The following is a 25,220-nucleotide window of genomic DNA, read 5'->3' as shown; positions in this document are numbered from 1 at the left end:
CTTTATTTGTCTTTCTCCTTTTTTTCATTCGGCAGCTGGATGGAAGGCGTCACACCTGATCCGCCGCTTCCGTTATAAAACTGCGGCACCTCTCCTTGAATCGCTTTAATGGAGACCGGAATATTATTTGTCACGACTGATGTTTTACTGGCAAACGGAATAATGACCTTCACTTTAATTTCCACAAAAATACTGATATCGATCAGGGCATTGTTAATGCCGTACGGCTTTATTTTTGTTTTCACATCAGTTAACGCATCACCGATCAGGTTAAAGCGCACGGGGATTTTCGGCCCCAGATTTCCGAGAATGCTGTTTCCCGTGACCTGCCCTAAAGGGATGTTAATCATAATTTCATCGGCCGTTTTCGCGCCTTTTTCCGTTTCATGCTGCTTATTGTTCGACTCCGCTTCCTTCAAATGAGCCTGAAGCTGCTTTGTCACTTTCGCCTTCATGCTGTTGACCACTTGTGTATTAAAATCCATCGTTGTGACTTTTCCGTTTTCATCCGTTTTCATATCGACCATATCTTTCACATTGTCGCTGTGAGACATGTATTCTTCAATGGATTCCGTAATGACCTCTGTCGCCACCCGTTTGGTTTCCATTTCTCCTATGTTCATCAGCACCGGTTTGATTGAGGAGTTGATCATCCAGAGGCTGATGACCGTCGATATGATAAAAAAAGCAAACGACAGAAGCAACACATACCGAAAAGGCAAAGGCCCTCTCTTGCGAAGAGCGCTCCGGTATCTAGGCAAGAAAAATCCCCCCTTACATATCACAATGTATGCTTGTAAGGGGGGACATAGTAATTTATTTTCACACTTAAAAACTCCGGCACAAAGTATTGCTTTTCTTTCTGATCACGCAAATGACGGGCTATTTTTATAGCCTGCTTATTTTCGTTTTTCTAATCCTTTTTCTTTTTATGCTTTCTTTTGAAATTCCCTTATAAATTTGATGTGAATTTTCCATTTCATTGCTTAGCTCTTTTGTGTTTTCTTCCATCATAGGAATTCTTGTATTTACAATCTTAGATAGTTCCTGGTTAAATTGTTTCATCAGTTTAGCTTGGTCTTTAAGATTTACGGCAATGTCAGTATATAGTTCTATTTCATTAGGATTTACCCCATCAATGACAGCTTTAGCATAACTCCTAGCAGCTTCATGTGGGTCTGCATATGTAATGCTTGAGCCATTATGAATTAGCAAAATTTCTTTCTTCATGATAAATTTCCTCTCTTGTTGAAAATCTTAATATATCTTATAACACAAATTTCAAAAAGAAAAGTACTACATTATAACTTGTCTATTGTCAATAAGGCTCCAATAATCACAGACATATATTTGGAATTAGTGTATAATGATTCCTTTACATTAAAGCATGCTCACTCAAGGGAGTCTTGCTCATCCCCTACGAAAGGGGGTGATGCTTATGTCAACATTTCAGGCATTAATGTTAATGCTTGCATTCGGGTCGTTTATAATCGCCCTGTTGACGTATATAAATAAAAAATAGACCTCCCTTGAGCCTGGAAACCTGAAGGGTTAGGCCTATCATGAACAACTGCTGAGCAAGCCCTTTGATGGGCAGCTTTTTGTACAGAGCCGGGGTGCTACCAACACCCTGGTCTTTTTATTTTATGCATTTCCACAAATCAAATGCAAAAAATAATTATATAACTGTATCATCTACACTAATTATAACCACATAAAAATGGTATTTGCAATACTATTGCTTTATGGATTAAACCACTTTCACTTTGCCTAAGGACACTTATGCTGCTACATCATGCAATTGCAATACTTTTGCTTAACTGTTTAATAAATCATCATCTAGCTCAATAGATAAAATACCATCGTCTTCATCGTCCTCATCTGTTGTCTCTTCAATAAACAGACTTTGAATGAAGTCAGAGAAAGAATTTGCGACCAAAAATGTGTCTTTTATTCCATTTGTCAATTCATGATCCCAAAAATAAACTTTTCCTGTTGCTTCTCCTTTCACACCAAGACAAATTTGATCTCCTCCGTCACCATCAGCAATCGGTATAATCCAGTCCGGCATTTGTTCTGAAAGATCCTCTTTTAATTTGATAATATTAGCATCATTGTTATTAAGACCGTAGAAATATCCCAACCGGAGATTACCGTTATCTGCTAGTGGATTGTCCTCTAAAACAGGGAAAAACACATTATCTTCCTCTATCCAGCATTCCCCGTATAAATTGAGAAACTCTTTATATTCATCTGTTATGTCGAAAGAATTTTCGTCCTCAAACTTTTTAAGGACTTGATGAGAATTTATGTTCTTATCAAGTCTTATATCTAAATAAAATTCACTCATTTTTTTCTTGATTGCCTGTATACCCATTAAAATCCTCCTCTTAAATCAGATGCCGAACCTACGTGAGGTATATTACCATGTAAATCCATAGGGATTAATTGGATGGTGTTATTGTCTAAATGATGCGGTGTTAATCTAACTACTTCTTTCAGCCATTTTTCAGCTTCTTTTTGGGTTTTAAAGCCTTTCATTTTTTGAATACGTTTATAAACTGCTGGAAAATCCTTTTTAGTACCTTTCAGTTCTCCTGATTTAAACTTAATCGTCCCTTTGCTCCATGGTGTAAAAATCGGTCTGCCATCTATAAAAGTGACGGGTTCTCCTTTAGTAACTGCATTAACGTCAGGTCTATCTGAGTGCCATTTACCGTTACCAGGAGTCCCTTCCCATCTCCCATGATTTCTAGGCAACCTTGTTCTAGGATTGGCGGACTTTATTAACTGAAGCAGACGATCCTTTAAATTCTCACCGTTAACTACATTATAAGGAACTCCTCCAGCCGGAACAACATCGTAACGTGGATTATAAGGCAATAAATCAGCAATTGAGACATCTTTCAGTTTTTGGCCTGCTTTACTGACTTTAGAGGTGACTTTTCCTGCTACGTCAGCTTTTGTAAGAGAACCGGCTCCCTTTGTGCCTACTACAGAGGTAACTACCGTACCTATCGCATATGTCACCCATCTTGATCTGGAGTAAGCATCTCCATTTACCATATCTTTTTGATACGATTCCTCAATAGCTGTTGAAATGGAATTATACGTGTTAATCGGATGAGCAACTGCCCCTATGACACCTTCAACAACTTCATCAGGCTTGCTGATCAGCTGCCATAAACCTGTTACCGTGTCTTTCCCGACATCATATAAACCAACGCCGGCTCCTTTTAAAATATCCCAAGTCACTTCTCCGGCTTCTTCCATCTGTTTTGCTTGTTCAAGCTGCATCACATATTGTTGTTGGGAAGGTTCAAGGTTTTCATAGCCGATCTTCTTCGCGATTTCTAAATATTCATCAGGATCAGTTACTCCATCAGCGAGCTTTTTCTTCAGATCCTTGATTTCACGCTCTTTCGCTTCTTCCTTTTTAATCGTCAAATAAGCATCCGAATGTCTTACGATATCGCCTTTTTTCTTATGTATGTCACTTTCTCTGTACGCCTTGGCGTTATAGTGAAGTGGTGTTGCGTTTTTCCCTTTACCCGTGGCATTTTGGAGCTGTTGAAAGTCGGCTTGGATGAACTGTTCGTTCGCTTCGGTTTCTGCGTATTCTTTCGTTAGATCGTGATCAAGCTTGCCGAGCTTGTGTATGGTATTGTCCCGTTTCTTGTCTGCTGAATCCAGCTTTTGATCGACATCCTCTGTAGAGAAAACATCAAGATGAACAATATCACTTATCTCATTAAGAATATCCCTCATTTCATTCCGTTGCTCTTGCATGATGGCTTTTGACTTATTCTTCGCATGAATCAACTCATGCTCTAAAAATGACTCTTCCACAAACGAATCGGCTAATCCGGCATCAGCTACTTTTCCTGAAATACTGTTAAGAAAAGCAATCTTCATATCGATCAGATCAAGCCAGCTGTCTGTAACACCAGCGTGATCTTGGAAGAATGCTTTAATGTTATCAGCACCTTTACCTGAAAACTCGCTGTCATCTAAATCAGCCATTCCTTGAAATGCTTTTCTGAGATTGATAAATTGTTCTCTAATCTGATCGTATTCTTTTGCTCGCTTTTCCGCTGCTGAGATTAACGAGGATGCTTCAAATACCTTCATATCTGTCTCCTTCCCACTCAATCTTATCTAAATTTTACCACATAAAATTACATGTAAGGAGAGCTTCTTCCTTTTGTCGAAGGTCTCTTTCTTAGGAGATTTGAACTTTAACAAAATCTTAAAATAGGCTTAATTCAGTTGATAAAAAATGGAAAAGGTGATACTATCCTCACGGAAGGAGGTATTAATTGTAAAATATATTATTTATTTACATCTCAGATACTCATAGCAGGTTTAAACAGAAGAAAAAGGAGTGTAAACCATTATGAAGTATGTGTCAAAAAGCATTTGGTTAGTTGTAATAGCTCTCTCTTTATTATTCTCTTGCTATCCCCTCCATGATGTAAAGGCAACGGCAAACAAAGAAATCACTGACAATAATACAACTGGCATTGACCTAAACAAACGTATCTCAACAGTAAACGAAAAACCGCAAAACACCGATTCATCTAAAAGAGAATTAGCCGGATCAGAAAGTAAGCTGCAAAAAATCGCTAAGGAACAAGGAATGGATGTTGAAAGTTCATACCAAACTTATATAGCTTATGACAAAGATGGTAATCAGACATCATCTGGACAAGTCACCTCTGAAAACCAACGGAAAACTGTTGAGAAAAAAGCAAAAAGTATTATCTATTTCAGTCACACTTTTTTAGGTGGAAAAGTTAATAAAGTGATGCACGGAGTTGAAATTTCAAAAATAGTAGGGATTCCTCCTGCGTCAGCAGAAGTACATCAGGGTTTATGCAAGAGTGGCTATTATAACAAACAATTTACTTGCCCCCATACTATTAGAAAGACCTTTGTAGGGACTCAAGTGAAAAAGGGATCGGAAGTTCATCAATTTATTAATGTAAACAAAACAACATTTTGGAAGTATACTGGCGGCGCAATTGCTACTTGGGCAGGGAAAAAACCAACTGTTAGAACGATATCCTGGACTGAAGGATTATACCTAACGAATATGAAGGGAATGTTTTTCCCCTCCAATTACACAGATAAGCAATCAGGATTAAATATATTAGCTCCACCTAATGCATTTATTAAATGGGTGCCTAGCGATAAAAGAGTAAAATGGGGAACTACAGAACGCAAAGCATATAGGAACTGGTATGATAAAAAATACGGCAAAAAAACTTGGGTAAAATTTGAGATTCATCATCAACTACCTAGAGAGTACGGTGGAGGAAATCAGACAAGCAATTTAATTCCTATCGATGTGAATTTTCACAGGAAAGAAGTAAATCCATGGTGGGCTTCTTATACAAAAAAGAAGTAAAATTGTAGATGAATGTAGATGAAGACTCCTATGCGGAGTCTTTTTATTCTGAAACCAGTTTATAATACTCTCGGATATTCGGATTCACTTCCCAATATTTCGTTCCATTAGAAGACACTAACATATCAAACCATATTTCAAAATTCGAATCTAAGTTAAGCGCATCTTCAATATCATCAATTGAGTCTAGATATAGCATATAACCTAATCCATTTTTTGATTTGTTTGTGTCTATGACATATCTTCCATCAAAATGATATCCAATTAAAACGTATCCCTCTGGGAAATCTTGAACCTCATTATATTCAATGATTCCCTCTAAGCTAAGTATTTCAATCCCATCAAACATTTCCATCCCATTGTGCTGTAACAAAAACTCTTTATAGTCATTAGGGAAGGTAACACCTAGCTTCTGTTCTATATCGCTAATTTCTTGAGGACTAGCAGGATCTTTGAAATGAAAAGTAGCATCTTCCATGACATATCCTCCATGATGAAACATAGGGAATGTTCCGTATTTAGAAACAGCTTCCTTTATTCCATTAAGAGTCATTTGAATTAACTTCCCTTCTTCCATATAACTTTCCCTCCTCTAAGGTTTAGACCACTAAATTTTACCACACAACTTTATTTGAGTGTTTTAAAATGACAAAATCAAATTTACAATCTTTGGTTTTATATTTATAATTAGGAAGGTTTGTCCGATATAGAGACAGAACAAACAAATTGGGGGAATTACATTGAAGAAATGGCTGTTAGGTATTTGCGCATTATCTTTAAGCTTTTCTTTGGTTGCATGTGGGTCTGATTCTGCTTCTACAGATAAAACAGATTCAGATAAGACTAAAACAACACAGCAAGAAGAAAAGGATACAAAAGAGACAAAGGCAGATTCTCAATCAAACGACAACAGCAATAATGACAAAAATGAAAAAGCCGAAAATGCTTCAAAGAAGGATTCGTCCGATAAAAAGGCATCTGACAATAAGAAAAAGCTAGTCGATGTAACACTTAACAGAACGGTTGATGGAGACACGATTAAAGTTAACTATAAAGGCGAAGTCAAAACAGTTCGCTACTTGCTTGTTGACACTCCTGAAACTAAGAAGCCAAACTCTTGCATACAACCATATGGTGAGGATGCTTCAGCAAGAAATAAACAGCTGGTTAACAAGGGAAAACTTCAACTGGAGTTTGATAAAGGAGATCGCACAGATAAGTATGGCAGAATGTTGGCTTACGTTTACGCAGATGGCAAATCAGTACAAGAAACACTGCTTAAAGAAGGATTAGCACGAGTAGCTTATGTATATGAGCCAAACACGAAGTATTTAGACACGTATAAGAAAGATGAGCAAGCTGCGAAAGATAAAGACTTGAAGATTTGGAGTAAGAATGGATATGCGACTGATAAAGGATTTAATGGCTGCGCAACGAAACCGAAGAAATCAGTAAGTGTATCTAAGCCGGTTCAAAAGTCAGTTACAACACACCAATCCGAGACACATAAATCGAACCCTAGCAATTCAAATTCAAGCAGTTCAGCATCAAGCAGCTCTTCTAACTCTGCACAAGCCTCCCCTTCTGCTGGAGGAACAGAACACTTTGCAAACTGCACAGAGCTGAGAAAGAAATACCCGCATGGCGTACCAAGGACTCACCCTGCTTATACATCTAAGATGGATCGCGATAATGACAACTTTGCATGTGAGAAGAATTAATCCATCGGAAGCCCTCTGAGGCTTCTTTTTTTATTTGGGTATATTCTATCTAAATAAAAAACCACAGAGCTCTGTGAGGGACTCTGTGGTCTATAGTGGCTGTTAAACCCCTATGATACATCAATTAGGATACTTTAAATTAGATTAATAAGCAAGCTGATCTAAAATGTTTCGTTAAAATGAGGATTTTATAAAGAAATTCCAATGCGCATGATATAATCTAACTACACTTACAATAAGAAGAAAGGATGAAATACTTGGCGTTACACGAAAATTCAAAAATAGCAGTTTACTCAAGAAAATCCAGAGAAGACAGAGATTCAGAAGATACGCTCGCAAAACATAGAAATGAGCTAGAATATCTCATAAAAAGAGAGAACTTTAAAAATGTTCAGTGGTTTGAGGAAGTTGTCTCAGGTGAGACTATTGATGAACGACCAATGTTCTCAATGTTGTTGCCCAGAATTGAAAATGGCGAGTTTGACGCAGTTTGTGCTGTAGCAATGGACAGACTCTCTAGAGGGTCACAAATTGATTCCGGACGTATACTTGAAGCATTTAAGCAAAGTGGGACATTGTTTATTACACCCAAAAAAATATATGATTTATCAATCGAAGGCGACGAAATGCTTTCTGAGTTTGAATCAATAATTGCCCGAAGTGAATATAGAGCAATAAAACGGAGAACAATTAACGGAAAGAAAAATGCCACAAGAGAAGGTAGACTGCATTCAGGGTCAGTTCCATACGGTTATAAGTGGGACAAGAATCTTAAAGCTGCAGTAGTTGTTGAGGAAAAGAAAAAAATATATAGAATGATGATTAAATGGTTCTTAGAAGAGGAATATTCTTGCACAGTAATTGCTGAGATGTTAACCGAACTAAAAGTACCCTCCCCATCCGGCCGTTCTATTTGGTACGGAGAAGTTGTTTCAGAAATTCTGTCCAACGATTTTCATAGGGGTTATGTATGGTTTGGTAAATACAAGAAAAGCAAAAGCAATAACAGTATTGTTCAAAATAAAAATTTAGATGAAGTATTAATTGCAAAAGGTCATCATGAAACCATGAAAACTGATGAAGAACATGCCCTAATCCTAAATAGAATAGAAAAACTTAGAACATATAAATTGGCCGGAAGACGTTTAAATATGAATACCCACAGGCTTTCTGGTATTGTTAGATGTCCTTATTGTCATAAAGCACAAGCTATAGAACAACCCAAAGGCAGAAGAAAACACGTTAGAAAGTGTTTACGAAAATCTGCTGAAAGAACAAAAGAATGCGAAGAAACAAAAGGAATTCATGAAGAAGTACTGTTCCAGTCAATTATGAAGGAAATAAAAAAATACAATGAATCTCTCTTCTCCCCTACTGAGCAAGATGTTAATGATGACTCTTATACAGCTCAGCTTATTGGTTTAAGAGAAAAAGCTGTTAAAAAGGCAAAGGGAAGAATAGAACGCATAAAGGAAATGTACTTAGATGGGGACATCAGTAAAACAGAGTACAAAGAAAAGCTGAAAATTTCACAAGAGACACTTCAAAAAGCTGAAAATGACTTAGCAGAATTAATTGCATCTACTGAGTTTCAAAATGCTCTTAGCGCTGAGACAAAAAAAGAAAAATGGAGTCATCATAAAGTGCAGGAGATGATTGAGTCTACTGACGGGATGTCTAACTCTGAAATAAACTTAATACTAAAGATGCTCATTAGTCATATAACGTATACGGTCGAGGATTTGGGAGATGGTACGAAGAATTTGAATATCAAGGTCTACTATAACTAGGTTTATGTCGTACTCAATCAATAATTCTTACGACAGATCCGGTTACCACAGGCGGGAAAAAGGATACGAGCTTGCCGAAGAAAAACGACAGCAGAATGACAAGCAGACCCGATGCCAAAATGCTCCCGTAAATGGCTGAAATCCCGTACTCCTTACCGATGGAAATAATCGGCGCTACCGCGGTGAACGTACAGCCGAGCACAACAGGCAAGCCGATGCCGAAACATTTATTCCTCCATACTTGAAGCAGCGTAGCCGCCCCGCACATAAAAATGTCAATTGATACGAGATATGTCAGCTGTTCTGCGTTCAGTCCCAATGCCGCTCCTACAATTAAGGGAACGACGACGGCGCCGGCATACATGGCAAGCACGTGCTGGATACCGAGGGAAAGTGTTTTGGCATAGCCGTTTTTCATGAACGGACCTCCTGTACAAATGTCACTTTTCCGTCTTCAAGCGATTGAATTCTCGCCAGTGATTCGACCCGGCATCCTTTTTTCACCAGCTCATCTCTTCCCGGCTGAAATGACTTTTCAATGACGATTCCGATCCCGCAAACCGCTGCGCCTGCTTGTTTTACAATGGATAAAAGTCCTTCTGCCGCCTGTCCGTTCGCTAAAAAGTCGTCAATGATTAACACGCGGTCATCTTTCGACAGATGATTTCCGGAGACAGCAATCTGACTTTCTGTTTTTTTCGTGAAAGAATAGACGGATGCCGTCAGCAGATCATCCGTTAATGTGAGAGACTTCCTTTTTCTCGCAAAGATGACGGGAACGCCGAGTTCAAGGCCCGCCATCACCGCAGGAGCAATGCCCGAAGATTCAATTGTGACGATTTTGGTTATCTCGTCTTTTTCAAAACGGCGCGCAAATTCCCGGCCGATCTGCTGCATGAGAACCGGATCAATTTGATGGTTTAAAAAAGAATCCACTTTCAGCACTTGATCAGAAAGAACAATTCCGTCTTCTGCTATTTTTCGTTTTAATGCTTCCACAATGATTACCCCCGCTTATAAAAAAATAAAAAAGCATTGCCCGCTCTCAATAAAAAGAGCAAGCAATGCCGAATGATCTACACGCAACGGCCGAATAAAGCCGTTCCATTGCTCACTCATAGTCGGACATTTACGGTGACCGGTAGAAACTTGCGTGCCATATCCACGCGATTATATGAGTGTTCGTATGATATTAATCAAATTATAACAAGATACACTTCTTTTGCATAGTGAAATTTGAATATTTCCGAACTTTTACAAAGAATTGGTTTTCGATTATTCGTGTTTTTAGAATTTTTAGAAAAACACCCGGTGTATGCCGGGCGTTTCGTTTATAAATATAAATTTGAATATTTGCCGACGAGATACTCAATGAGATATTGAACGTTCAGCTCTTCTCCCGTTGCATCTTTTATGATGTCAAGCGGCATTTTGCGTCTTCCGTGCTGATGAACCTTTTCTGTCAGCCATTGTTTGATCGGCTCAAAATCGCCCCGTTCTATTAATTGGTCAAATTCAGGCAGATCGTCAAGCATGGTATGCTTCAGCTGTGCCGCATACATATATCCGAGCGCATAGGAAGGGAAATAGCCGAAATCTCCGCCCGCCCAATGTACGTCCTGCAAAATGCCTTTTGCGTCAGATGGCGGCGTAATGCCTAAATAATCATGATATTTTTGATTCCACAATGCAGGCAGTTCTTCCACTGTCACTTCATTGCTGAAAATCGCTTTTTCAATTTCATAACGGATAATAATATGAAGCGGATATGTCAGCTCATCGGCTTCAATTCGGATAAATGTCGGTTTCGCCTCATTTACGGCGCGTACAAAGTCCTCTCTTTTCACATCTTGAAATTGATCAGGCGAAGCCTCAACCATTTTTTCATAATAGGCGGTCCAGAAATGTTGATTTCTGGCGATAAAGTTTTCATAAAATAACGATTGGGATTCATGAATTCCCATGGATGCACCGTCAGATAAGTTCGTTCCGCTCAACGCTTCGTCAATATTCTGCTCGTAGATCGCATGCCCGCATTCATGAATCGTTCCGAAAATCGCCGTGCGGAAATCGTTTTCGTCATATCTGGTCGTCACCCGCACATCGCCCCGGTTGATTGTCGTCGCAAACGGATGCACCGTCTCGTCCAGTCGGCCGCCGTCAAAATCATACCCGAACTCTTTTAAGAAATACAAGGAGAGGGCTCTTTGTTGTTCTTTCGAAAACGTTTTCGTTATAAAGGAAGTGTCCGGTTTATTGCCGGATTCCGTCACTTTTTTGATAAGCGGAATAATCGCTTCCTTCAATTCAGAAAACAGCTGATCCAGCACCTTTACCGTAACACCCGGTTCGAAAATATCGAGCAATGCGTTGTATGGATGATCTTCATAGCCCCAATACGAAATAAACCGCTTATTAAAATCAATCAGCTTCTCAAGGTACGGAGCAAACATAGAAAAATCAGAGGCAGCCTTTGCATCCTCCCAAGCCGTTTCAGCTTTCGATGTTAAAATGACATATTCTTTATACTCATCTTCAGGAATTTTTTTATTATGATCATAATCTTTTTTCGCAAGTTCCGCCGCTTTCACTGTATCTTCAGAGAGCTCCTCTGCATGCGCGAGAAGGATGTCGATCAGCTCTTTCATCCGGTCGGATGTCTGGATTTGAAAAACGTCAGCCGACAGCTGTCCGATGCTTTCCGCCCGGTCATCAGAGCCTTTTTTCGGGGCTCCCGTTCTTGAGTCCCAATGCATAAGCGCAATGGCTTCTTCATAGTGGGATACTCTTTTTAACAGATCAAAAAACTCTTTTTCATATGTATGTAAATCCATATCCGTTCCCCTCCCTTTTCACTATCAATTACAGGCTAATGGAATGCCGTGATAAAGTCAACTTCCCGGATTTAAAAAAGCCGCAGGATAAGAATCCTGCAGCTTTTGTTTTTATACGATTTTCGGTGTAACAGGCAAGACCTTTTTGACTTCGGCCAGGACCCGTTCACTTTCTCCGCCCGCATAAATGGATATGGTTCCGCTGTCCTGATTAGAACGGATGAGGCGGCCGATTCCCTGCCGGACTCTCAAAAGCATGTACGGCAGATCAACTTCCTCAAACGGATCTTTTTTCGCTCCGTTCCGCTTTGCGGTAAACACGGGATCATGAGGCGGATACGGCAATGCCCAAATGGTCACATTCCGGAGCGAGTCACCGGGAATGTCAAGACCTTCCCATAAGTGGACGGAACAAAGTACGGATTCTTCATCACGCTGGAATTTTTCGACCAGACTGCTGATCTCTTCATCACCTTCGTAGTATATCGGATACGGCAGCTCCCACGCGGCAGCCTGTTCTTTAAATTCCTTCATATCTTCAAAGGAAGGGAAAAGAACGAGGGTGCGTCCTCCATTCTTCTTAATGGTTTCAATCGTTTCGGCTGTTTTCTGCTCAGACGTCATGTCACCGTGAAGCGCAACAGACATTTGCTCCTCGTAATCGTACGGAGATTCAACGGTGAATGATAAAGGATCACGGATTCCGAGGCTGTCAGCGATATAATCAAATGAACCGCCCTCAGAAAGAGTGGCCGATGAGAAGATATAAGGAATCTTTTTAGAAAAGACCTTTTCTCCCAAAACTTCGGCTACTGTTCTCGGCATAACGACAAACGTTGAGTCTGTATCCCGCGTTTCAAGCCAGCTGATGGCATCCTTTTGATACAGCGACAGCGAATATGCCATTTGTTCGACGTATTCTTCTACAACTGACAGCTCGTACTTATCGATCGTATACATTTCCGATTCAAATACGAGCGCCTCGCCGATTTTATCGAGCAGACGGCACAGTTCGTCAGCCGCACGCTTAACACGCTGGTCGTTTTGGATGTCCAATCGGTGAGAGCCGGCGATTTCCTTCGATTCCTCTGACAGCACATAGAAAAACTCATCGTTTGCGGCAAGGGCATCTTCAATCAGTTCGGCGAATTCCTCTCTGATATCATTTTGAAGCAGACGCTCTAAAAACAGCTCAAGCGTCGACTGCTTCACACGATACGTTAACGCTTTTTGCGCGGCGAATTCCAGCAGATGTCCTTCATCAAATACGACGGCGCTGTGATCCGGCAAAAGCGGCAGCTGTCCTTCCCTTTTGCGTGATTCTTCCGTCCATACATGCTCCATGTAGAAATCATGGGAGCAAACAATCAGATCCGTTGATTTTCTGTAATGATCTCTCGAAAGTGTTAAACCGCATCTATGTCTCATATCACAAGTTAAACAATCTTGGAAGGAATCATAGCTGACGCCTGCCCACTCTTCATTCGTCAAATCAGCGTACTGTTTGCGGTCGCCGTACGGATAAAAGCGCTGCATCGCTTGTGATTCGTGTACGAATGAAGGCAGCGACTCATAAAGATCCAGCCACTTTTCATCATCAGAACGCTGCATCGTTTTCTCAAGCTTTTTCAGACACAGATACTGCTCATGGGATTTGGACAGCCGTGTATCAATCTGCAGATCCAAATGTTCTGTCAGCTTGGAAATGTCGCCTTCTTTTTTGACAAGCTGTTCAATTAACGTTTCATCGGCGCATGCGATAATGGCCGGTTTACCCGTATATCTGGCATAGCTGATGGCAAACAGCAGATACACCAGCGTTTTCCCCGTACCGACTCCTGCCTCAGCGAACATGACTTTTTTCTCTTTAAATGCCCGTTCAAGCTGAAACGCCATAAATACCTGCTCATCCCGAAGGTCAAAGCCTTTCTCGGGAAGGATATCGTAAAACACGTCACCAATCCAATTGTTCAATTCTTCGTAAAAATTCTTTTCTTTTGTTAAAGCAAAAGGCAAACGTGATGTTGTCACCCAACTCCAACCCCTAACTATTCGGCATTCAGACCATCTATAATATCATTTAACCCTTTTCAATACAACAAAAAAACTTGGCCTCGCCAAGTTTTTGCCATTATCATTTCCGGTTAATGATATGTGTACATAGGAACGGATGGTCTGTTGAATGTGTATGTTTTACCGCATTTTCAAGTTCTTCCTGTGCGTGTGTCATGGCGGAAGGACCGAACTCCGCTCCGGCTTCCTCCAGCCGGAAAGCAGTTGCGTCTAACGCCTTTTGTATTTTACTGAAGTGCTCGCTGTTCAGCATAAAATAGATCACCTCTCAAATAGAAATAATCATCATTCTATGCCGATGCTTCACTTTCTATACATGCCATTCTGAATGATCCGCACCTGACCTGCACAAACTACAACAGATATTCGATCGAATATCCATCTTCACAAAATTATTCTATCCGGGAGTGATGGTTACATGAGTTATAAAGATCGATTAGATCAGCATTCTGAATTGTTTCATCACAATTGGACGCGGCCGAAACGCTCTAAATCGCAAGTGAACGGCCACACCGAAATGTCCCAGACCAACATTATTTTACGGAGCAACGCAAAAGCGCACCGCTGGTAATGGCAGAATAAAACGTAAAGATGCCGGAGAAGACGCTGTTTCAGGCGTCTTCTCTTTGTTGCGGCTTTTTCCGCTGCGGCCGCACTTTAGCCCAGTACTGATAATAATCAGTTTTGATAAAACCGTTAAAGAGCTTCCGTTTTTTGGTTGCTTTTCTTCCGTAGACCTCTTCAAATTGTTCATTTGACGTTAACATGTAGACAGACCATGTATCAAGAAATTCAAATGCCCGGCCCATTTCTTTATACATCTTCTCGACTTCCCTTTTTTCGCCGAGCCGTTCGCCGTACGGAGGGTTTCCGACGATTACGCCGTATTCGAGTTTCGTCGTAAAATCCTGCACCCGCATTTGTTTGCATTCGATCAGGTCACCAAGTCCCGCTTCTTCTGCGTTTTCTTTGGCGATGTTTACCATCCGGTGATCCACGTCACTGGCAAAGATCTGCAGCGGCTGATCATAGTTCGCCTTTTCTTCCACTTCAAGACGCGCCTTGTCCCACAGTTCTTTTCCGATCCATTCCCAGTCTTCTGAAACAAAATCACGGTTAAAACCGGGAGCAATGTTTTGCCCGATTAAAGCGGCTTCAATGGCGATCGTGCCGGAACCGCAGAACGGATCGACGAACGGACGGTCAGGCGTCCAGTTGGTTAACTGAATTAACGCGGCAGCGAGCGTCTCTTTAATCGGAGCTCCTCCCTGATCAACCCTGTATCCCCGTTTGTGAAGGCCTGTTCCTGATGAATCCAGTGTAAGCACGGCTTTATCTTTTAAAAGGGAAATCTCCACCTTATACTCGGGGCCCGTTTCTTCAATCCATTCATTTTGTTTTCCTGATTGCAGTTTCAGCTTTTCCGCTATCGCCTTTTTGACGATCCGCTGGCAGTCAGGCACACTGGCAAGCACTGATTTCACGGACTTTCCGATAACGGGGAACTTTGCGTTTTCCGGAATGTACGCGCGCCAGTCAATCGCTTTTGTTTTTTCAAACAGCTCATCAAACGTTTTCGCCTGAAACTCGGCGACCTGTACTTTGATGCGGTCAGCCGTCCGCAGCCATAAGTTAGCGCGGCAGATCGCAAGCGCATCTCCTTCAAAAATGACTTTTCCGTTGTCTACTTTGCATTCATAACCTAAATCACGCACTTCTTTGGCGACGATCGCTTCAATTCCCATCGGCGCCGTCGCTATTAGTGTGTACTTCTTCATCGTATCACCCTGTCTCTTTTAAGCTTTCGTTTCATTCAAGATAAAAGCTCCCCTTTAAAGGAGAGCTCTAATTTGTCATATCAATAATGTTTAACGTTCTGTAAGCCATGTTTTGTTCCGTCGTACTGCAATCGGCTCATCACCTCGTACTCAGGCGGCAATCATCTATCTACAGAAAGCATTCTGTCCTTCTATCTGTTCAATTCCTTCAAGAAGGTTCCCCTACCAAAATTTGGGTTTCTCGCTCGAGGGGTTTACCGCGTTCCACTCTCACCATTTCTGATGAGACTTCGTCACTGTGGCACTTTCAAGGATACTCAGCCATATCCGGAGACGTAGGCTTTTTTCCTGCCGTCAGCCTATCAAGGCTGCCCTAGCTTATTTCTTCGCTAGGCACGAACACTACGGGCATCTCAGCACCGTGCGAGCATGGACTTTCCTCTACAGATTCAAAGATCTGCAGCGATTACCCGAACGTTAAGAACACTTGTTCATTATAAAGCAACTTGTCTCATTTGACAAGTGCATCTGCCCTATTCGTCATAAAGTTTGCTGCCGAATACATGTTTCTCAAGGTTGGACAGCCTTTTCAGAATGTCAAAGTTGGTCGTATTGGACTGCACCGGCTGTTTTTTGCTTGCTTCTTCAAGCTGTTTTTTCAGCTGCAGATTTTCTTGCTGCAGTTCTTCAATTTCTTGATGAAAGGTTTCATAATCCTTAATAATCATATCTAAAAATTTGTCAACGTCTTCTTGTCTGTAACCTCTAACGCCTGTTTTAAATTCTTTTTCCAAAATGTCTTTCGCAGAAAGCTTTACTTTATCAGCAAGCATCTTTTTCACCTCATATCGTGAATCATCATGTTATATTTTATTCAGAAACACGTCCCGTTGTCAAATATTCTCTGACGTGTTATGTAAAGAAATCTTCTTCTTCAACGGCGGCACGGAGATCATCCATCGTGATCGAATAAATCGGATATCCGTCTGTTTCACGGCGTTTTTCTGCCTGCTGCAGCATATATTTCGGCGATCCTTCCATTTCAGGATCATATAAAAGCAAAAGCGCATCTGACTTTTCAATAAAGAACGCGTTTTTCTGCCGGAATTGGAGCGGACTTTCGTACGGCCGATGCGTCAGGCTCTCCTCATAATCTGCCTGAGCAAGCACCGCTTCATACATTTCTTTATTCGGTTCCTTCCACTTTTCTTCTTGGCCGTAGAAAGGCGTGATAACGGCAACCTTTAATTCCGGATACTCTTCTCTGAGATCGTACGCCGTTTCAGCCGCCCAAAGCTCAGTCCCCAGCTGTCCGGATATGAGAATCCATTCCAAGCCTTCGTCAATAAAGCTTCTGAGTCTGGTTTCTATCGCCTTTTTTATATAAACAAGCGCCCGGTCATCCTGTTTAAAAATTCCGAGTTCAAACGGCTTGTATCCTGTTACGGCTAATACTTTCAATTGATCACCTGCTTAAAAAATGGGGCTCCCCATCGGGCCCCATTTTGATTTGCTGATATCCTAACCGATCTTGCTTAAGCGTTCAATACTAATGATCGCAGCAAGGGCTTCCGCACTGAAAATGCTGGTGAGTTGTCGGGTCAACATTTGAAAAAGTGTGCGGATAGTAATGAACGTGCTCAAAGTTGTGGTGATTTACGTTAGTTGTATGTTGCGGATGAATATGCGGCACAACCGTGTTAGAAAAACAATGGTGTTCACAGCAATGAGTCGGATGGACAATCGGCGGCATCACGTTTGGTCTGCAACAATGATGATGAAACATGCTAAATCCCCTCTCCATTAACTTATATTACACTGTTAGGTTATGAAGAAAAGAGGGTGCATGTTCTAATTCAATCACCCAATTTAAAAGTGTGTCAGCAAGCTGTCTTTAAAATTCGAAAATACAAACGCAATCAAAAAAACCACGACAAAGAACAAGTAAAAAACACCTTTATACATACCAACTCTCCCCTATAAATAACTAACGCTATTTTACAAGATGCGGCACCATTCTACAACAAAATCGATGCGGATTCAGAAAAAAATATTTTTGGCGAAACAGCTCGGCTTTTGCGCTTTCCCGGGCAATATTTCAAGAAGAATATTTCCTCTTAAGCCGGGCAATTCTCACATGGAGCTTCTCGGCTTCTTTTTCCGATATTTCCCCGTCTTCTGCCGCCTGCTGCGCGGCCTGCAGAGCTTTTTTATAATTTTTTGCGTGATGTTCAAAATAGATCGCCAGCTCTACCGCTGATTGGTGTCTGCATATGTGAAGATCAGAGCCCGTCAGTTTCTCCCAAAGGGGCACGGCGTCTTGCCTGCGGTTTTGTTTTTTATAAAGCATTGCTAAGTCAAAAAGGGCCCGATCCGAATCTTCAAAGTCTTTGCCTTGCAGCGCTTCCAGCTGTGAAACAGCCCGATCGGTTTCTTTATGAGCGATAAACCATTTCGCCATGGCGTATGCTTCCTGACGTTCTGACGTCTGATCAGAAGATGCAAAAATCTTTTTTGACATATGGATGTAAAGAGCGATGAGGGAAAGCACATCTTGTTCATTATGCGAGAGCACTCCCGTTAAAAGAGCCGGATCCTCCGCCTTTAAAAATTGAAAATACAGCATCGGCGCCAAATAACCAGGTGTGTCTTCGTCCCTTTTAAAAGCAAGCTCTTCATTTTCAACCGCCGAAAGCGATACACGCTCTAATTTATGTTTCCAAAGCCGTCTCGCCCCGTGCAGAAGATCAAAGTGACCGAAGTCAGGAAGCTTCGGAAGCCTGTCCCGCAGCAATGTATGCCTAGTTTTCACCTGAGGCCAGTCAAAGGCTTTTCCGTTATACGTAACAAGAGACGTAATGTCAACCTCACTTAAAAAGCTTTTGTAAAGAGCCGTCTCGTTTCCCGGTTTAGGAAGCAGATGCTGTTTAACCGCGACACGGTCTTCATACACTCTTGCATGACCGAGCAAAAAGATCATATTGCCGGCCCCGCCGCCGAGGCCGGTCGTTTCAGTATCAAAGAAGAACAGCTGGCTTTTTTCGTATCCTTCTGCTGATAAAGTATGTGTCAAACCGCCTTTATTCCATAATGCCATGACGTCATCAAGTTCACTGAAGCTGTACCGTCCGTGGCGGTGCGAAAGCGGATAGACGGTTTCGCGGATAAGACAGTATTCATCCTCAAAAAAGAAAGGCTTCACTCCGAATGCCTCCCATTCTTCTCTAAATGGGACTTGAACATCCGGGACCGAAAGTTGTGAAGCTGCCGGCTTTTTTTCAGCTTCCGGCACATTCAGGTGGTTTTTCATCCGCTTTAATTTATTTTTCAAGGACATCTTTCGTCCCCCTTTTCTTTTACACGTAATTCAAGAGCCGGAATATCGCTTTCTTTGCATCTATTCCTTCTATTTCGGAGCCGATGCAGGAAGGACATCCGTCTTGACATGGACATTGTCTGATCAGGCGCTCAGCCCCTTCATTGATTTCATCAAATCGCTTATATACTTCATCGGCAAGTCCGATTCCGCCCGGATAATGATCATACAGAAAGATTGTCGGAAGTCCGGTATGTGCGGCTTTGATTTGCGGCACGACATGCACGTCATTTCGGTCGCACATGACGTATACAGGCACGATATGCTGCAGGACGTGGGCAATGCCTAAAAGCAGCTGTTCAAGCGTTTTTTCGCCGATCTCCGAATCCGTCTCTTTCAATTCAAGCCAGGCAGCACTGGTATGCAGTTCTTCTTCTGGAAGATGAATCGGCCCTGATCCTATATTTTCAAATGTCGTCATTTTAATTTTTTTAAATATTGTCGGAAGTGCGTTCACGGTGACGTCGCCGAAATGTAAGGCCGTTTTCTTTCTGCTGTCCGTTCTGTCAATGTCCAGCACTTTCAGCTGCACCGCTAAATTGGCATCTGTATAATATTCGACATCGACCTTTCGCACGTACGCTTTTTTATGGTCCCAATCAAGCTTTTCAACCTGATACTGCACCCCTTCATGAAGATAAATCGCTTCATCATGAAGAAGCGTCATCGCGCTGAAGCGGTCCATTTCTCCGATGATTTTTACATCAGCCGTCTCTGACCGGTCAACGATGACCACGTTTTCCTGTGACGCCGAACGGAGACTGATGTTGGAGGCGGGAAAAGATTCGCTCGCCCAGTGATAGCGTTCGCGGCTTTCGTGAAGCACCCCTTCTTCTTCTAAATACTCGAGAATGTCTCTTGCATCATTTTCTCCGAATGTTTCATCGGCTCTGAAAGGCAGCTCATACGCGGCGCATTTCAGGTGATCAACCAATATAATGAGATTATCAGGATTAATCCTTGCAGATTCAGGCGAGCGTTTAAAGAAATAATCAGGATGGCGGACAATATATTGGTCAATCGGATCAGAGTTCGCCACCATCACGATAAGCGCCTCACCCTGCCGCCGTCCGGCCCGGCCCGCCTGCTGCCATGCGCTCGCGACACTGCCCGGGTACCCCGTCATCACGCAGACCTGAAGCTGGCCGATATCAACGCCGAGCTCCAGCGCGTTTGTGCTGACAACGCCGAGAATGCTGCCGTCTCTTAACCCCCGCTCTATTTCTCTTCTTTCTTTCGGAAGATATCCGCCGCGATAGCCTCTGACAGACTTCGCGCCGATTTCTTTTTTTACGATCTCCTGAATGTGGCTTAAAATAATTTCAACCCGGACACGGCTTCTGGCAAAAACAATCGTCTGGATCTTATTTTTCAAAAAAGTTTTGGCAAGTTCGTTCACTTCCACGGTGGCGCTTTTTCGAATATGCAGCGGTTTATTTACAATCGGAGGATTGTAAAAAGCAAAGTGCTTTCTTCCGGCCGGGGCGCCGTTATCGTCAATCAGGCGCACTGATTTTCCCGTCAGCTGCTCCGCCAATTCCCTCGGATTGGCGATTGTGGCGGATGTACAGATAAATGACGGCGTGCTTCCGTAAAAAGCGCAGATTCTCATTAAACGGCGGATGACGTTCGCCACATGGCTGCCGAATACGCCGCGGTACGTATGTAATTCATCAATGACGATATATTTCAGGTTTTCAAACAGACTCACCCATTTTGTATGGTGGGGAAGAATGGCTGAATGAAGCATATCAGGGTTTGTGATCACAATATGCCCGGCCTTTCTGACTTTCTGCCTGATGGCCGGAGACGTATCTCCGTCATAGGTAAAGCTTTTAATGTCCATGCCCGTCTCGTCTATGATTTCGTTCAGCTCGCTTTTTTGATCCTGCGCGAGCGCCTTTGTCGGAAATAAATAAAGCGCGCGGCTTGAGGCATCTTCCGCGATAGACTGAAGAACCGGAAGATTATAGCACAGTGTTTTTCCGGAGGCCGTCGGTGTGACAGCCACAATGCTTTCTCCGTTTTGAACCGTCTGAAAAGCGGAGTATTGATGTGTAAAGAGCCGCTCGATCCCCCTCTTTTCGAGAGCCGCCCGAATTTTCCGATCTACTTGCTCCGGCATCGGCATGGTTTTCGCCTCCCGCGGTTCCTCTTCATGCCAATGCACAATATTTTCATGATTTTTTAATTCCTGAATCAGTTCGCTCAGTGATTTTTTCTTCATCGTTCACACCTCTTTATGAGGTACAGTTTACCGAATATTTGTTTGCCTGGCTAGATGAAAATCCTGCACAAGAAAAAAAGCAGGGAATCAGCCCCTGCCTACTTCATTTTTATCTTAAAAAGCTCTGTTTGTCCTTTTTTCGCTTCATTTGCGCCTGCAAATTGCAAAGGTTCTGCGGCATCGCCATTCATAATCACCATAGGGATGACGGTGCTGCTTGCTTTTTCTTTTATTAAATCCAGCCGGCACGTTAAAAGCAGATCGCCTGTTTTCACTTTGTCTCCTTCTTTTACATGCGCTTCAAAGCCTTCGCCGTTCATATTGACAGTATCCAAACCGACATGTATCAAAAGTTCCGCTCCGGAAAGGGTGCGGATGCCGACAGCATGTTTTGTATGGAACAGCTGAATCACTTCTCCCTCAACCGGTGAAACAATGTCTCCGTTTGCAGGCTCGACGGCAATCCCGTCCCCCATCATTTTTTGTGAAAATACGGGATCCGGCACTGAAGCCAAATCCATCACCGCTCCGTCAGCCGGAGAAAAAATCACTTCCTCGGCCGGCTTTTTCCGGCTGTCTCCCAATCCGAATAATTTTTTCAGCAATGTGTTGTGCTCCCCTTCCTAAATGTGAATCCGTTACCAGTTTATTCTCCACTATTTAACCATACTTTCTTTTTTCCTTCAATTCTTAACCATACGGCATAACATCGCATAGTCTGTTTGTAAAAAGGCGGTGGTCATATGGATCAATCACAAAACGATAAACTTGATCCGCAAAGAAATGAGGACATCATCAGCCATGCGATGGACCAATTTTTTCACTCAGGTCCCTTCGCAGAATTGATGCAGGGTTTTCAGCACCTTGTCAATTCGGCTTTTACTGAAGCGCAAGTGACGATTGACGTCAGAGAAGAGCCGACGGGCCTCGCGGTTGATATCAGCGTTCCCGAGACATTCCGTGACGGTGATATGCTGGTGGAAACGAAGGGGTGCTACCTTCACGTTACAATCCGCTACGATCATAAACAGGCTCATTCCTCCCATGTGTCTTCAAGCATGACAAGAACCGTTGTCCTCCCGTATAAGGTGAGTGAAGAAGATATGGAAACATCCTGGAATGAACAGACGCTTACCCTCTTTTTCCCTAAAAAATAAGCATGAATGATGGATATCATTCATGCTTTTTATTTGAAGATACTGGTGAAGCCTTTCACCAGCGATCCGACCTGATTTACGGCGCTTACCATCTGCCCCGTTGTATCTATCATTTTATTAAAGTCAAACTGTCCGTTCGTTTTTTTAAACTGGGAGAGTATGCCTGAGAATTGGGAAGACTGCTGCTGATTCGGTCTGGGAACGGGGTAAGGATTCACAAACCCCGGCTGCCCCCCGGGCATGGCTGCCTGAGGAGGAGAGGGAGCAAACGGCTGCTGCATATGACCGTATTCCTGATTCGGATAAAATTGCTGCGGGTACTGCCCTTGCTGATGATAGGGCGGCTGCTGCAATGGCTGTATCTGCTGCGGATACGGCTGCTGTAATGGCTGTATCTGCTGCGGGTAGAAATATCCCGCCGGCTGCTGGTACATATTTTGATATGGCTCTGCTCTCCATTGCATATGACATTCCCCCTTGTCTCTCACTAAGTTTCTGCTATATATGTATGAATTCCGCCGTGGTTATGTGCTTTCGGTGATTCTGATTTTTGTCAAATGCTGTCGAAAGTCTTAATTTTTTAAAAACAGAAAAAAGTCGAATCGTTATGTTACCATAATCTCAACATACATGAGAGGGGATGCACCATTATGAACGTATCATACTTAAGAAAGCGTTTTGCTGAAGTGAAAAAATATGAAACAGATTGTGCAGATAAACTGATGGACTTTGCAAAATTCCTCTATATTCAAGGCCATCTCACCGCAACCGAATTTCGAAACAGTATGAAGGTTCTCGAAGCAAGTGGAGCAGAAAACCCGGCGTATGAATAACATACCCGACCCCTTTATATAAAAGAAGGCAGCCGTTTTCAGCTGCCTTCTTTTTCAATTTCATCCCTTAATATACGAAGCGTATATAAAACAGATTCAGTTAAATCCCTGTATCTTTTTTTATGAATATGATGAACATATGATTGGAGCATCAGCTCTCCGAAATTTTCTGTAACGGCCTGAATTTGTGCGTGATGAACGTATTTCGGACGGTTTTCCTGAATAAACGCAAGCGCTGCTTCTGTCCAAAGCGCGCAAAGCCGGTCTCTTTTTTCAACATCGGGTTTAATAATCTCAAAAAAATCATATGAACGGCCTGACTCTTTTCCATCCTGATACCTTTTTTCGGCTTCCAGAACCGCCTCTATCATTTGTTCTGTCAGCTCCAATAACGACTGTGTCTGCAAACGGACTCACCTCAGTACATATGGTACCAAAGTTTTTGCATAAAATCAGCTGATCCGGCAGGCTTTCGGCAAATCCTTTTTACGCCGGTCAGCCAAAAACAGGTCATCAATACAAACATGAAGCTCCCGCGCCTCTTCCTCAAGGCGGGAAAGTTTCTCCTGTCTGATTTCTTCAGCTTCCGCCTGACAGGATCTGACTGCTTGGGTAAGCGTCTTTTCAGCAGCAGAAATCCGGAATTCGATATCAGAAAGCAGACGGAGAATATCAGCCTTGCTCGTGTAAACAGACATTCATGTTCCTCCCTTTTATCACTTGCGTCTCTTTAGAATATAATTCTCGTTTTCATACCGCTCTCCTTTGCACATGACAAAACTAGAAGCAGTTCGGCAAACAAACAGAGATTATCCTAAAAGGCGTGCCTTTCGACAAAAAAGTGCCGCAAACTTTGTATGAACCGGCACGTTAATGCAAACGATACAGTTGAGGAGGTGCCGTATGAAAACGAGACCGAAAAATGCAGGTAAACAGCAAAAAACCGAAGCAAAAACGACTGATACGCTTGATAAAAAATTAGGCGGCCCAAACCGCCCTTCCACGTAACACATCAGCAGCCCGAAACCCCAGCGAACGGTTTCGGGCTTTTTCATTTCTTCAGCCACTCTTTAACCGCGAAGAGCGCATGGAGCTCCCGTCTTTTCTGGAAGTACCATTCCGTCAGTTCAAGCTGTTTCGGCATTTTCTTCTGTAAGAAAGCCCCTTTTCTTAACCTTTTTTGAAACCAATCCGCCCTTTCGCCGTCTAATGGGTGGGCAACAATGGGATAGGTTGTCCTCAGCATCGGTGATGTTCTTTTTTTGATGCCGATCATTTTCTCCATATCAAAGCGTGAACCGGTATGAGGAACGGTATCAAGAAAACGGTAAAAAGAAGCGTGCAGATCAGGGCTGAACAGAAGACGGGCCAGCTGTTTTCCGAGCGTAATTCTTTCTTCGGTTTTCGAAAACCGTTTGACGGAGATTCCGTATAAATGTCCGTCAAATGAAGGGAATATCACCGTATTAAAGTGAAACCAATCACTTAAATAAAAAGGAATCGTGCCAAAAACATTCTTTTTAAACGAAGGATTTTGTATAATAGGTGCTTGGATAGTGTTTTGTTCATTTATAATAAGAGCATACATGAGCCGTTCCGTATCTCCGTCACGCCAAAAGCGGAACCATTCTTCCTGCATAAAAGCCGAGACGCGGAAATGAGGAAGATGACGGAAAAGAGGTTCGCCGATTTGTTTTGACCACTGGTAGACCAAAAGCTGAGGATAGGCATCAGAAAAAATCAGCCAATTCGCCCTTTCATACGAAAGGAAAAACCAGTTTTTCTGACTGCTGTCAAGGCCCTCCTGATAAAGGACGCCTCTTAAATCAGTCATCGACCAGCCCGCATTGCGGGACACAAACGATGCCAAAAGCGGCCACTTGATCTCAGGATGGCGGTCATAATATGCTTTATAGGCATTCGTCCGGGAAATATTATCGGCATTTTTTATTTTCGTCTCTTTTTCGATCAGGCGAAGAATGGCGGTTACGGTCTGTCGTTTATGCACGTTCATTCACTTC

General features: G+C 42.4%; 28 protein-coding genes, 1 other RNA gene, 2 pseudogenes and 1 riboswitch. Of the genes and pseudogenes, 8 read left to right on the top strand and 23 right to left on the bottom strand.

Features of this window, described 5'->3' with window-relative positions; all coding sequences use genetic code 11:
* Positions 1-2: 2 nt before the first annotated feature.
* Both yunB and ABK447_RS09105 read right to left on the bottom strand, forming a co-directional pair.
* Positions 3-761, bottom strand: a complete 759-nt coding sequence (gene yunB / locus ABK447_RS09110; RefSeq protein ID WP_076982785.1) for a sporulation protein YunB — start codon at positions 759-761, stop codon at positions 3-5.
* Between the two features lie 127 nt (positions 762-888).
* Complete coding sequence (locus ABK447_RS09105; RefSeq protein ID WP_064778345.1) at positions 889-1,230, bottom strand: hypothetical protein; 342 nt, start codon at positions 1,228-1,230, stop codon at positions 889-891.
* Positions 1,231-1,432: 202 nt separating this feature from the next.
* Between ABK447_RS09105 and ABK447_RS09100 the strand changes: the two genes are divergently transcribed.
* A complete protein-coding gene (locus tag ABK447_RS09100) occupies positions 1,433-1,522 on the top strand; it encodes a putative holin-like toxin (RefSeq protein WP_076982784.1) in 90 nt (29 codons plus the stop codon).
* A 294-nt stretch (positions 1,523-1,816) separates the two neighbouring features.
* On the opposite strand, the gene ABK447_RS09095 is transcribed toward ABK447_RS09100, so the two are convergent.
* Both ABK447_RS09095 and ABK447_RS09090 read right to left on the bottom strand, forming a co-directional pair.
* The gene (locus ABK447_RS09095) at positions 1,817-2,377 is read right to left on the bottom strand and encodes an SMI1/KNR4 family protein (RefSeq protein WP_038458787.1); all 561 of its coding nucleotides are present in this window, start codon (positions 2,375-2,377) and stop codon (positions 1,817-1,819) included.
* On the bottom strand, positions 2,377-4,131 hold the full coding sequence (locus ABK447_RS09090) for a T7SS effector LXG polymorphic toxin (protein ID WP_349909909.1): 1,755 nt from the start codon (positions 4,129-4,131) through the stop codon (positions 2,377-2,379). The genes ABK447_RS09095 and ABK447_RS09090 overlap by 1 nt, the downstream gene beginning before the upstream one ends.
* Positions 4,132-4,396: 265 nt before the next feature.
* On the opposite strand from ABK447_RS09090, the gene ABK447_RS09085 reads away from it, so the two are divergent.
* Complete coding sequence (locus ABK447_RS09085; protein WP_228842147.1) at positions 4,397-5,410, top strand: hypothetical protein; 1,014 nt, start codon at positions 4,397-4,399, stop codon at positions 5,408-5,410.
* Between the two features lie 43 nt (positions 5,411-5,453).
* Here the strand turns inward: ABK447_RS09085 and ABK447_RS09080 are convergent, their stop codons facing one another.
* The gene (locus tag ABK447_RS09080) at positions 5,454-5,888 is read right to left on the bottom strand and encodes an SMI1/KNR4 family protein (RefSeq protein WP_096034961.1); all 435 of its coding nucleotides are present in this window, start codon (positions 5,886-5,888) and stop codon (positions 5,454-5,456) included.
* Between the two features lie 262 nt (positions 5,889-6,150).
* Here ABK447_RS09080 and ABK447_RS09075 point away from each other — a divergent pair, with 262 nt between their 5' ends.
* Entirely contained in the window at positions 6,151-7,131 is a 981-nt protein-coding gene (locus ABK447_RS09075) for a thermonuclease family protein (RefSeq protein ID WP_197200256.1), read from the top strand.
* Positions 7,132-7,379: 248 nt separating this feature from the next.
* A complete protein-coding gene (locus ABK447_RS09070; RefSeq protein ID WP_160229000.1) occupies positions 7,380-8,921 on the top strand; it encodes a recombinase family protein in 1,542 nt (513 codons plus the stop codon).
* 19 nt (positions 8,922-8,940) lie between these two features.
* Here ABK447_RS09070 and ABK447_RS09065 read toward each other — a convergent pair.
* The 5 genes and pseudogenes from ABK447_RS09065 to ABK447_RS09045 all read right to left on the bottom strand — a co-directional run.
* Positions 8,941-9,339, bottom strand: a pseudogene (locus tag ABK447_RS09065) (solute carrier family 23 protein); the annotation flags it as partial.
* Complete coding sequence (gene xpt / locus ABK447_RS09060; RefSeq protein WP_015240076.1) at positions 9,336-9,920, bottom strand: xanthine phosphoribosyltransferase; 585 nt, start codon at positions 9,918-9,920, stop codon at positions 9,336-9,338. The pseudogene ABK447_RS09065 and the gene xpt, both read right to left, overlap by 4 nt.
* 99 nt (positions 9,921-10,019) lie before the next feature.
* A riboswitch (purine riboswitch) is annotated at positions 10,020-10,119 on the bottom strand.
* Positions 10,120-10,252: 133 nt separating this feature from the next.
* Positions 10,253-11,755: a carboxypeptidase M32 gene (locus ABK447_RS09055; protein ID WP_338816321.1), complete on the bottom strand. Its 1,503-nt coding sequence runs from the start codon at positions 11,753-11,755 to the stop codon at positions 10,253-10,255.
* 111 nt (positions 11,756-11,866) lie between these two features.
* On the bottom strand, positions 11,867-13,786 hold the full coding sequence (locus ABK447_RS09050) for an ATP-dependent DNA helicase (protein WP_338816322.1): 1,920 nt from the start codon (positions 13,784-13,786) through the stop codon (positions 11,867-11,869).
* Positions 13,787-13,889: 103 nt separating this feature from the next.
* The gene (locus ABK447_RS09045; protein WP_003153550.1) at positions 13,890-14,081 is read right to left on the bottom strand and encodes a hypothetical protein; all 192 of its coding nucleotides are present in this window, start codon (positions 14,079-14,081) and stop codon (positions 13,890-13,892) included.
* Between the two features lie 165 nt (positions 14,082-14,246).
* Here ABK447_RS09045 and ABK447_RS09040 point away from each other — a divergent pair, with 165 nt between their 5' ends.
* Positions 14,247-14,399, top strand: a complete 153-nt coding sequence (locus tag ABK447_RS09040) for a YpzG family protein (protein ID WP_003153548.1) — start codon at positions 14,247-14,249, stop codon at positions 14,397-14,399.
* A gap of 40 nt (positions 14,400-14,439) precedes the next feature.
* On the opposite strand, the gene ABK447_RS09035 is transcribed toward ABK447_RS09040, so the two are convergent.
* The 9 genes and pseudogenes from ABK447_RS09035 to ABK447_RS08995 form a co-directional block, all read right to left on the bottom strand.
* Positions 14,440-15,606 carry a class I SAM-dependent RNA methyltransferase gene (locus ABK447_RS09035; RefSeq protein ID WP_338816324.1) on the bottom strand — a complete coding sequence of 389 codons (1,167 nt, stop codon included), beginning with the start codon at positions 15,604-15,606 and terminating at the stop codon, positions 14,440-14,442.
* Between the two features lie 96 nt (positions 15,607-15,702).
* An RNA gene (gene rnpB, locus ABK447_RS09030) (RNase P RNA component class B) lies at positions 15,703-16,084 on the bottom strand.
* Between the two features lie 55 nt (positions 16,085-16,139).
* Positions 16,140-16,439 (bottom strand): cell division regulator GpsB, encoded by a 300-nt coding sequence (gene gpsB, locus ABK447_RS09025; RefSeq protein ID WP_003153541.1) that lies wholly within the window; start codon positions 16,437-16,439, stop codon positions 16,140-16,142.
* 79 nt (positions 16,440-16,518) lie between these two features.
* The gene (locus ABK447_RS09020; RefSeq protein ID WP_007409499.1) at positions 16,519-17,067 is read right to left on the bottom strand and encodes a DUF1273 domain-containing protein; all 549 of its coding nucleotides are present in this window, start codon (positions 17,065-17,067) and stop codon (positions 16,519-16,521) included.
* Between the two features lie 88 nt (positions 17,068-17,155).
* Positions 17,156-17,392, bottom strand: coding sequence for a spore coat protein CotD (cotD, locus tag ABK447_RS09015; protein ID WP_003153539.1), 237 nt, complete (start codon positions 17,390-17,392; stop codon positions 17,156-17,158).
* 83 nt (positions 17,393-17,475) lie between these two features.
* Positions 17,476-17,583: pseudogene (locus ABK447_RS09010) on the bottom strand (hypothetical protein); the annotation flags it as partial.
* A 121-nt stretch (positions 17,584-17,704) separates the two neighbouring features.
* Positions 17,705-18,943 carry a ribonuclease H-like domain-containing protein gene (locus ABK447_RS09005; protein WP_335395403.1) on the bottom strand — a complete coding sequence of 413 codons (1,239 nt, stop codon included), beginning with the start codon at positions 18,941-18,943 and terminating at the stop codon, positions 17,705-17,707.
* Between the two features lie 19 nt (positions 18,944-18,962).
* Positions 18,963-21,209, bottom strand: coding sequence for a DEAD/DEAH box helicase (locus ABK447_RS09000; RefSeq protein WP_349909901.1), 2,247 nt, complete (start codon positions 21,207-21,209; stop codon positions 18,963-18,965).
* A 98-nt stretch (positions 21,210-21,307) separates the two neighbouring features.
* Positions 21,308-21,814, bottom strand: a complete 507-nt coding sequence (locus ABK447_RS08995; RefSeq protein ID WP_007409495.1) for a PTS glucose transporter subunit IIA — start codon at positions 21,812-21,814, stop codon at positions 21,308-21,310.
* Between the two features lie 138 nt (positions 21,815-21,952).
* Here ABK447_RS08995 and ABK447_RS08990 point away from each other — a divergent pair, with 138 nt between their 5' ends.
* A complete protein-coding gene (locus ABK447_RS08990; protein ID WP_017418017.1) occupies positions 21,953-22,366 on the top strand; it encodes an Hsp20/alpha crystallin family protein in 414 nt (137 codons plus the stop codon).
* A 29-nt stretch (positions 22,367-22,395) separates the two neighbouring features.
* Here ABK447_RS08990 and ABK447_RS08985 read toward each other — a convergent pair whose 3' ends face one another.
* Positions 22,396-22,830, bottom strand: coding sequence for a YppG family protein (locus ABK447_RS08985; RefSeq protein ID WP_007409493.1), 435 nt, complete (start codon positions 22,828-22,830; stop codon positions 22,396-22,398).
* A gap of 186 nt (positions 22,831-23,016) precedes the next feature.
* Between ABK447_RS08985 and ABK447_RS08980 the strand changes: the two genes are divergently transcribed.
* Positions 23,017-23,199 (top strand): YppF family protein, encoded by a 183-nt coding sequence (locus ABK447_RS08980; protein WP_003153532.1) that lies wholly within the window; start codon positions 23,017-23,019, stop codon positions 23,197-23,199.
* A 38-nt stretch (positions 23,200-23,237) separates the two neighbouring features.
* On the opposite strand, the gene ABK447_RS08975 is transcribed toward ABK447_RS08980, so the two are convergent.
* Both ABK447_RS08975 and ABK447_RS08970 read right to left on the bottom strand, forming a co-directional pair.
* Complete coding sequence (locus tag ABK447_RS08975; RefSeq protein ID WP_007409492.1) at positions 23,238-23,606, bottom strand: YppE family protein; 369 nt, start codon at positions 23,604-23,606, stop codon at positions 23,238-23,240.
* A gap of 45 nt (positions 23,607-23,651) precedes the next feature.
* Complete coding sequence (locus ABK447_RS08970; protein WP_015240083.1) at positions 23,652-23,897, bottom strand: DUF5446 family protein; 246 nt, start codon at positions 23,895-23,897, stop codon at positions 23,652-23,654.
* 205 nt (positions 23,898-24,102) lie between these two features.
* On the opposite strand from ABK447_RS08970, the gene sspM reads away from it, so the two are divergent.
* On the top strand, positions 24,103-24,207 hold the full coding sequence (gene sspM / locus ABK447_RS08965; RefSeq protein ID WP_003153525.1) for an acid-soluble spore protein SspM: 105 nt from the start codon (positions 24,103-24,105) through the stop codon (positions 24,205-24,207).
* A gap of 43 nt (positions 24,208-24,250) precedes the next feature.
* On the opposite strand, the gene ABK447_RS08960 is transcribed toward sspM, so the two are convergent.
* Positions 24,251-25,213 carry a DUF2515 domain-containing protein gene (locus ABK447_RS08960; RefSeq protein WP_094031795.1) on the bottom strand — a complete coding sequence of 321 codons (963 nt, stop codon included), beginning with the start codon at positions 25,211-25,213 and terminating at the stop codon, positions 24,251-24,253.
* Positions 25,214-25,220 lie beyond the last annotated feature (7 nt).

It is taken from the genome of Bacillus sp. hwrm1 (assembly GCF_040207805.1).
In the GTDB taxonomy this organism is placed as follows: domain Bacteria; phylum Bacillota; class Bacilli; order Bacillales; family Bacillaceae; genus Bacillus; species Bacillus velezensis.
The sequence above is the reverse complement of the archived record's forward strand: the minus strand, read 5'-3'. Positions and strand labels throughout refer to the sequence as shown.

What these genes read in the sequence shown, in the direction of transcription:
- ABK447_RS09070 (WP_160229000.1), top strand. Translation starts at nt 7,380, where the DNA reads ATGAAATACTTGGCGTTACACGAAAATTCAAAAATAGCAGTTTACTCA.
- ABK447_RS08985 (WP_007409493.1), bottom strand. Translation starts at nt 22,830, where the DNA reads ATGCAATGGAGAGCAGAGCCATATCAAAATATGTACCAGCAGCCGGCG.
- ABK447_RS08960 (WP_094031795.1), bottom strand. Translation starts at nt 25,213, where the DNA reads ATGAACGTGCATAAACGACAGACCGTAACCGCCATTCTTCGCCTGATC.
- ABK447_RS08980 (WP_003153532.1), top strand. Translation starts at nt 23,017, where the DNA reads ATGAACGTATCATACTTAAGAAAGCGTTTTGCTGAAGTGAAAAAATAT.
- ABK447_RS08970 (WP_015240083.1), bottom strand. Translation starts at nt 23,897, where the DNA reads ATGTCTGTTTACACGAGCAAGGCTGATATTCTCCGTCTGCTTTCTGAT.
- ABK447_RS09005 (WP_335395403.1), bottom strand. Translation starts at nt 18,943, where the DNA reads ATGTCCTTGAAAAATAAATTAAAGCGGATGAAAAACCACCTGAATGTG.
- ABK447_RS09055 (WP_338816321.1), bottom strand. Translation starts at nt 11,755, where the DNA reads ATGGATTTACATACATATGAAAAAGAGTTTTTTGATCTGTTAAAAAGA.
- gpsB (WP_003153541.1), bottom strand. Translation starts at nt 16,439, where the DNA reads ATGCTTGCTGATAAAGTAAAGCTTTCTGCGAAAGACATTTTGGAAAAA.
- ABK447_RS09085 (WP_228842147.1), top strand. Translation starts at nt 4,397, where the DNA reads ATGAAGTATGTGTCAAAAAGCATTTGGTTAGTTGTAATAGCTCTCTCT.
- ABK447_RS09035 (WP_338816324.1), bottom strand. Translation starts at nt 15,606, where the DNA reads ATGAAGAAGTACACACTAATAGCGACGGCGCCGATGGGAATTGAAGCG.
- ABK447_RS09040 (WP_003153548.1), top strand. Translation starts at nt 14,247, where the DNA reads ATGAGTTATAAAGATCGATTAGATCAGCATTCTGAATTGTTTCATCAC.
- cotD (WP_003153539.1), bottom strand. Translation starts at nt 17,392, where the DNA reads ATGTTTCATCATCATTGTTGCAGACCAAACGTGATGCCGCCGATTGTC.
- ABK447_RS09095 (WP_038458787.1), bottom strand. Translation starts at nt 2,377, where the DNA reads ATGGGTATACAGGCAATCAAGAAAAAAATGAGTGAATTTTATTTAGAT.
- ABK447_RS09100 (WP_076982784.1), top strand. Translation starts at nt 1,433, where the DNA reads ATGCTTATGTCAACATTTCAGGCATTAATGTTAATGCTTGCATTCGGG.
- ABK447_RS08990 (WP_017418017.1), top strand. Translation starts at nt 21,953, where the DNA reads ATGGATCAATCACAAAACGATAAACTTGATCCGCAAAGAAATGAGGAC.
- ABK447_RS09080 (WP_096034961.1), bottom strand. Translation starts at nt 5,888, where the DNA reads ATGGAAGATGCTACTTTTCATTTCAAAGATCCTGCTAGTCCTCAAGAA.
- ABK447_RS09045 (WP_003153550.1), bottom strand. Translation starts at nt 14,081, where the DNA reads ATGCTGAACAGCGAGCACTTCAGTAAAATACAAAAGGCGTTAGACGCA.
- ABK447_RS09000 (WP_349909901.1), bottom strand. Translation starts at nt 21,209, where the DNA reads ATGAAGAAAAAATCACTGAGCGAACTGATTCAGGAATTAAAAAATCAT.
- sspM (WP_003153525.1), top strand. Translation starts at nt 24,103, where the DNA reads ATGAAAACGAGACCGAAAAATGCAGGTAAACAGCAAAAAACCGAAGCA.
- ABK447_RS09105 (WP_064778345.1), bottom strand. Translation starts at nt 1,230, where the DNA reads ATGAAGAAAGAAATTTTGCTAATTCATAATGGCTCAAGCATTACATAT.
- ABK447_RS09090 (WP_349909909.1), bottom strand. Translation starts at nt 4,131, where the DNA reads ATGAAGGTATTTGAAGCATCCTCGTTAATCTCAGCAGCGGAAAAGCGA.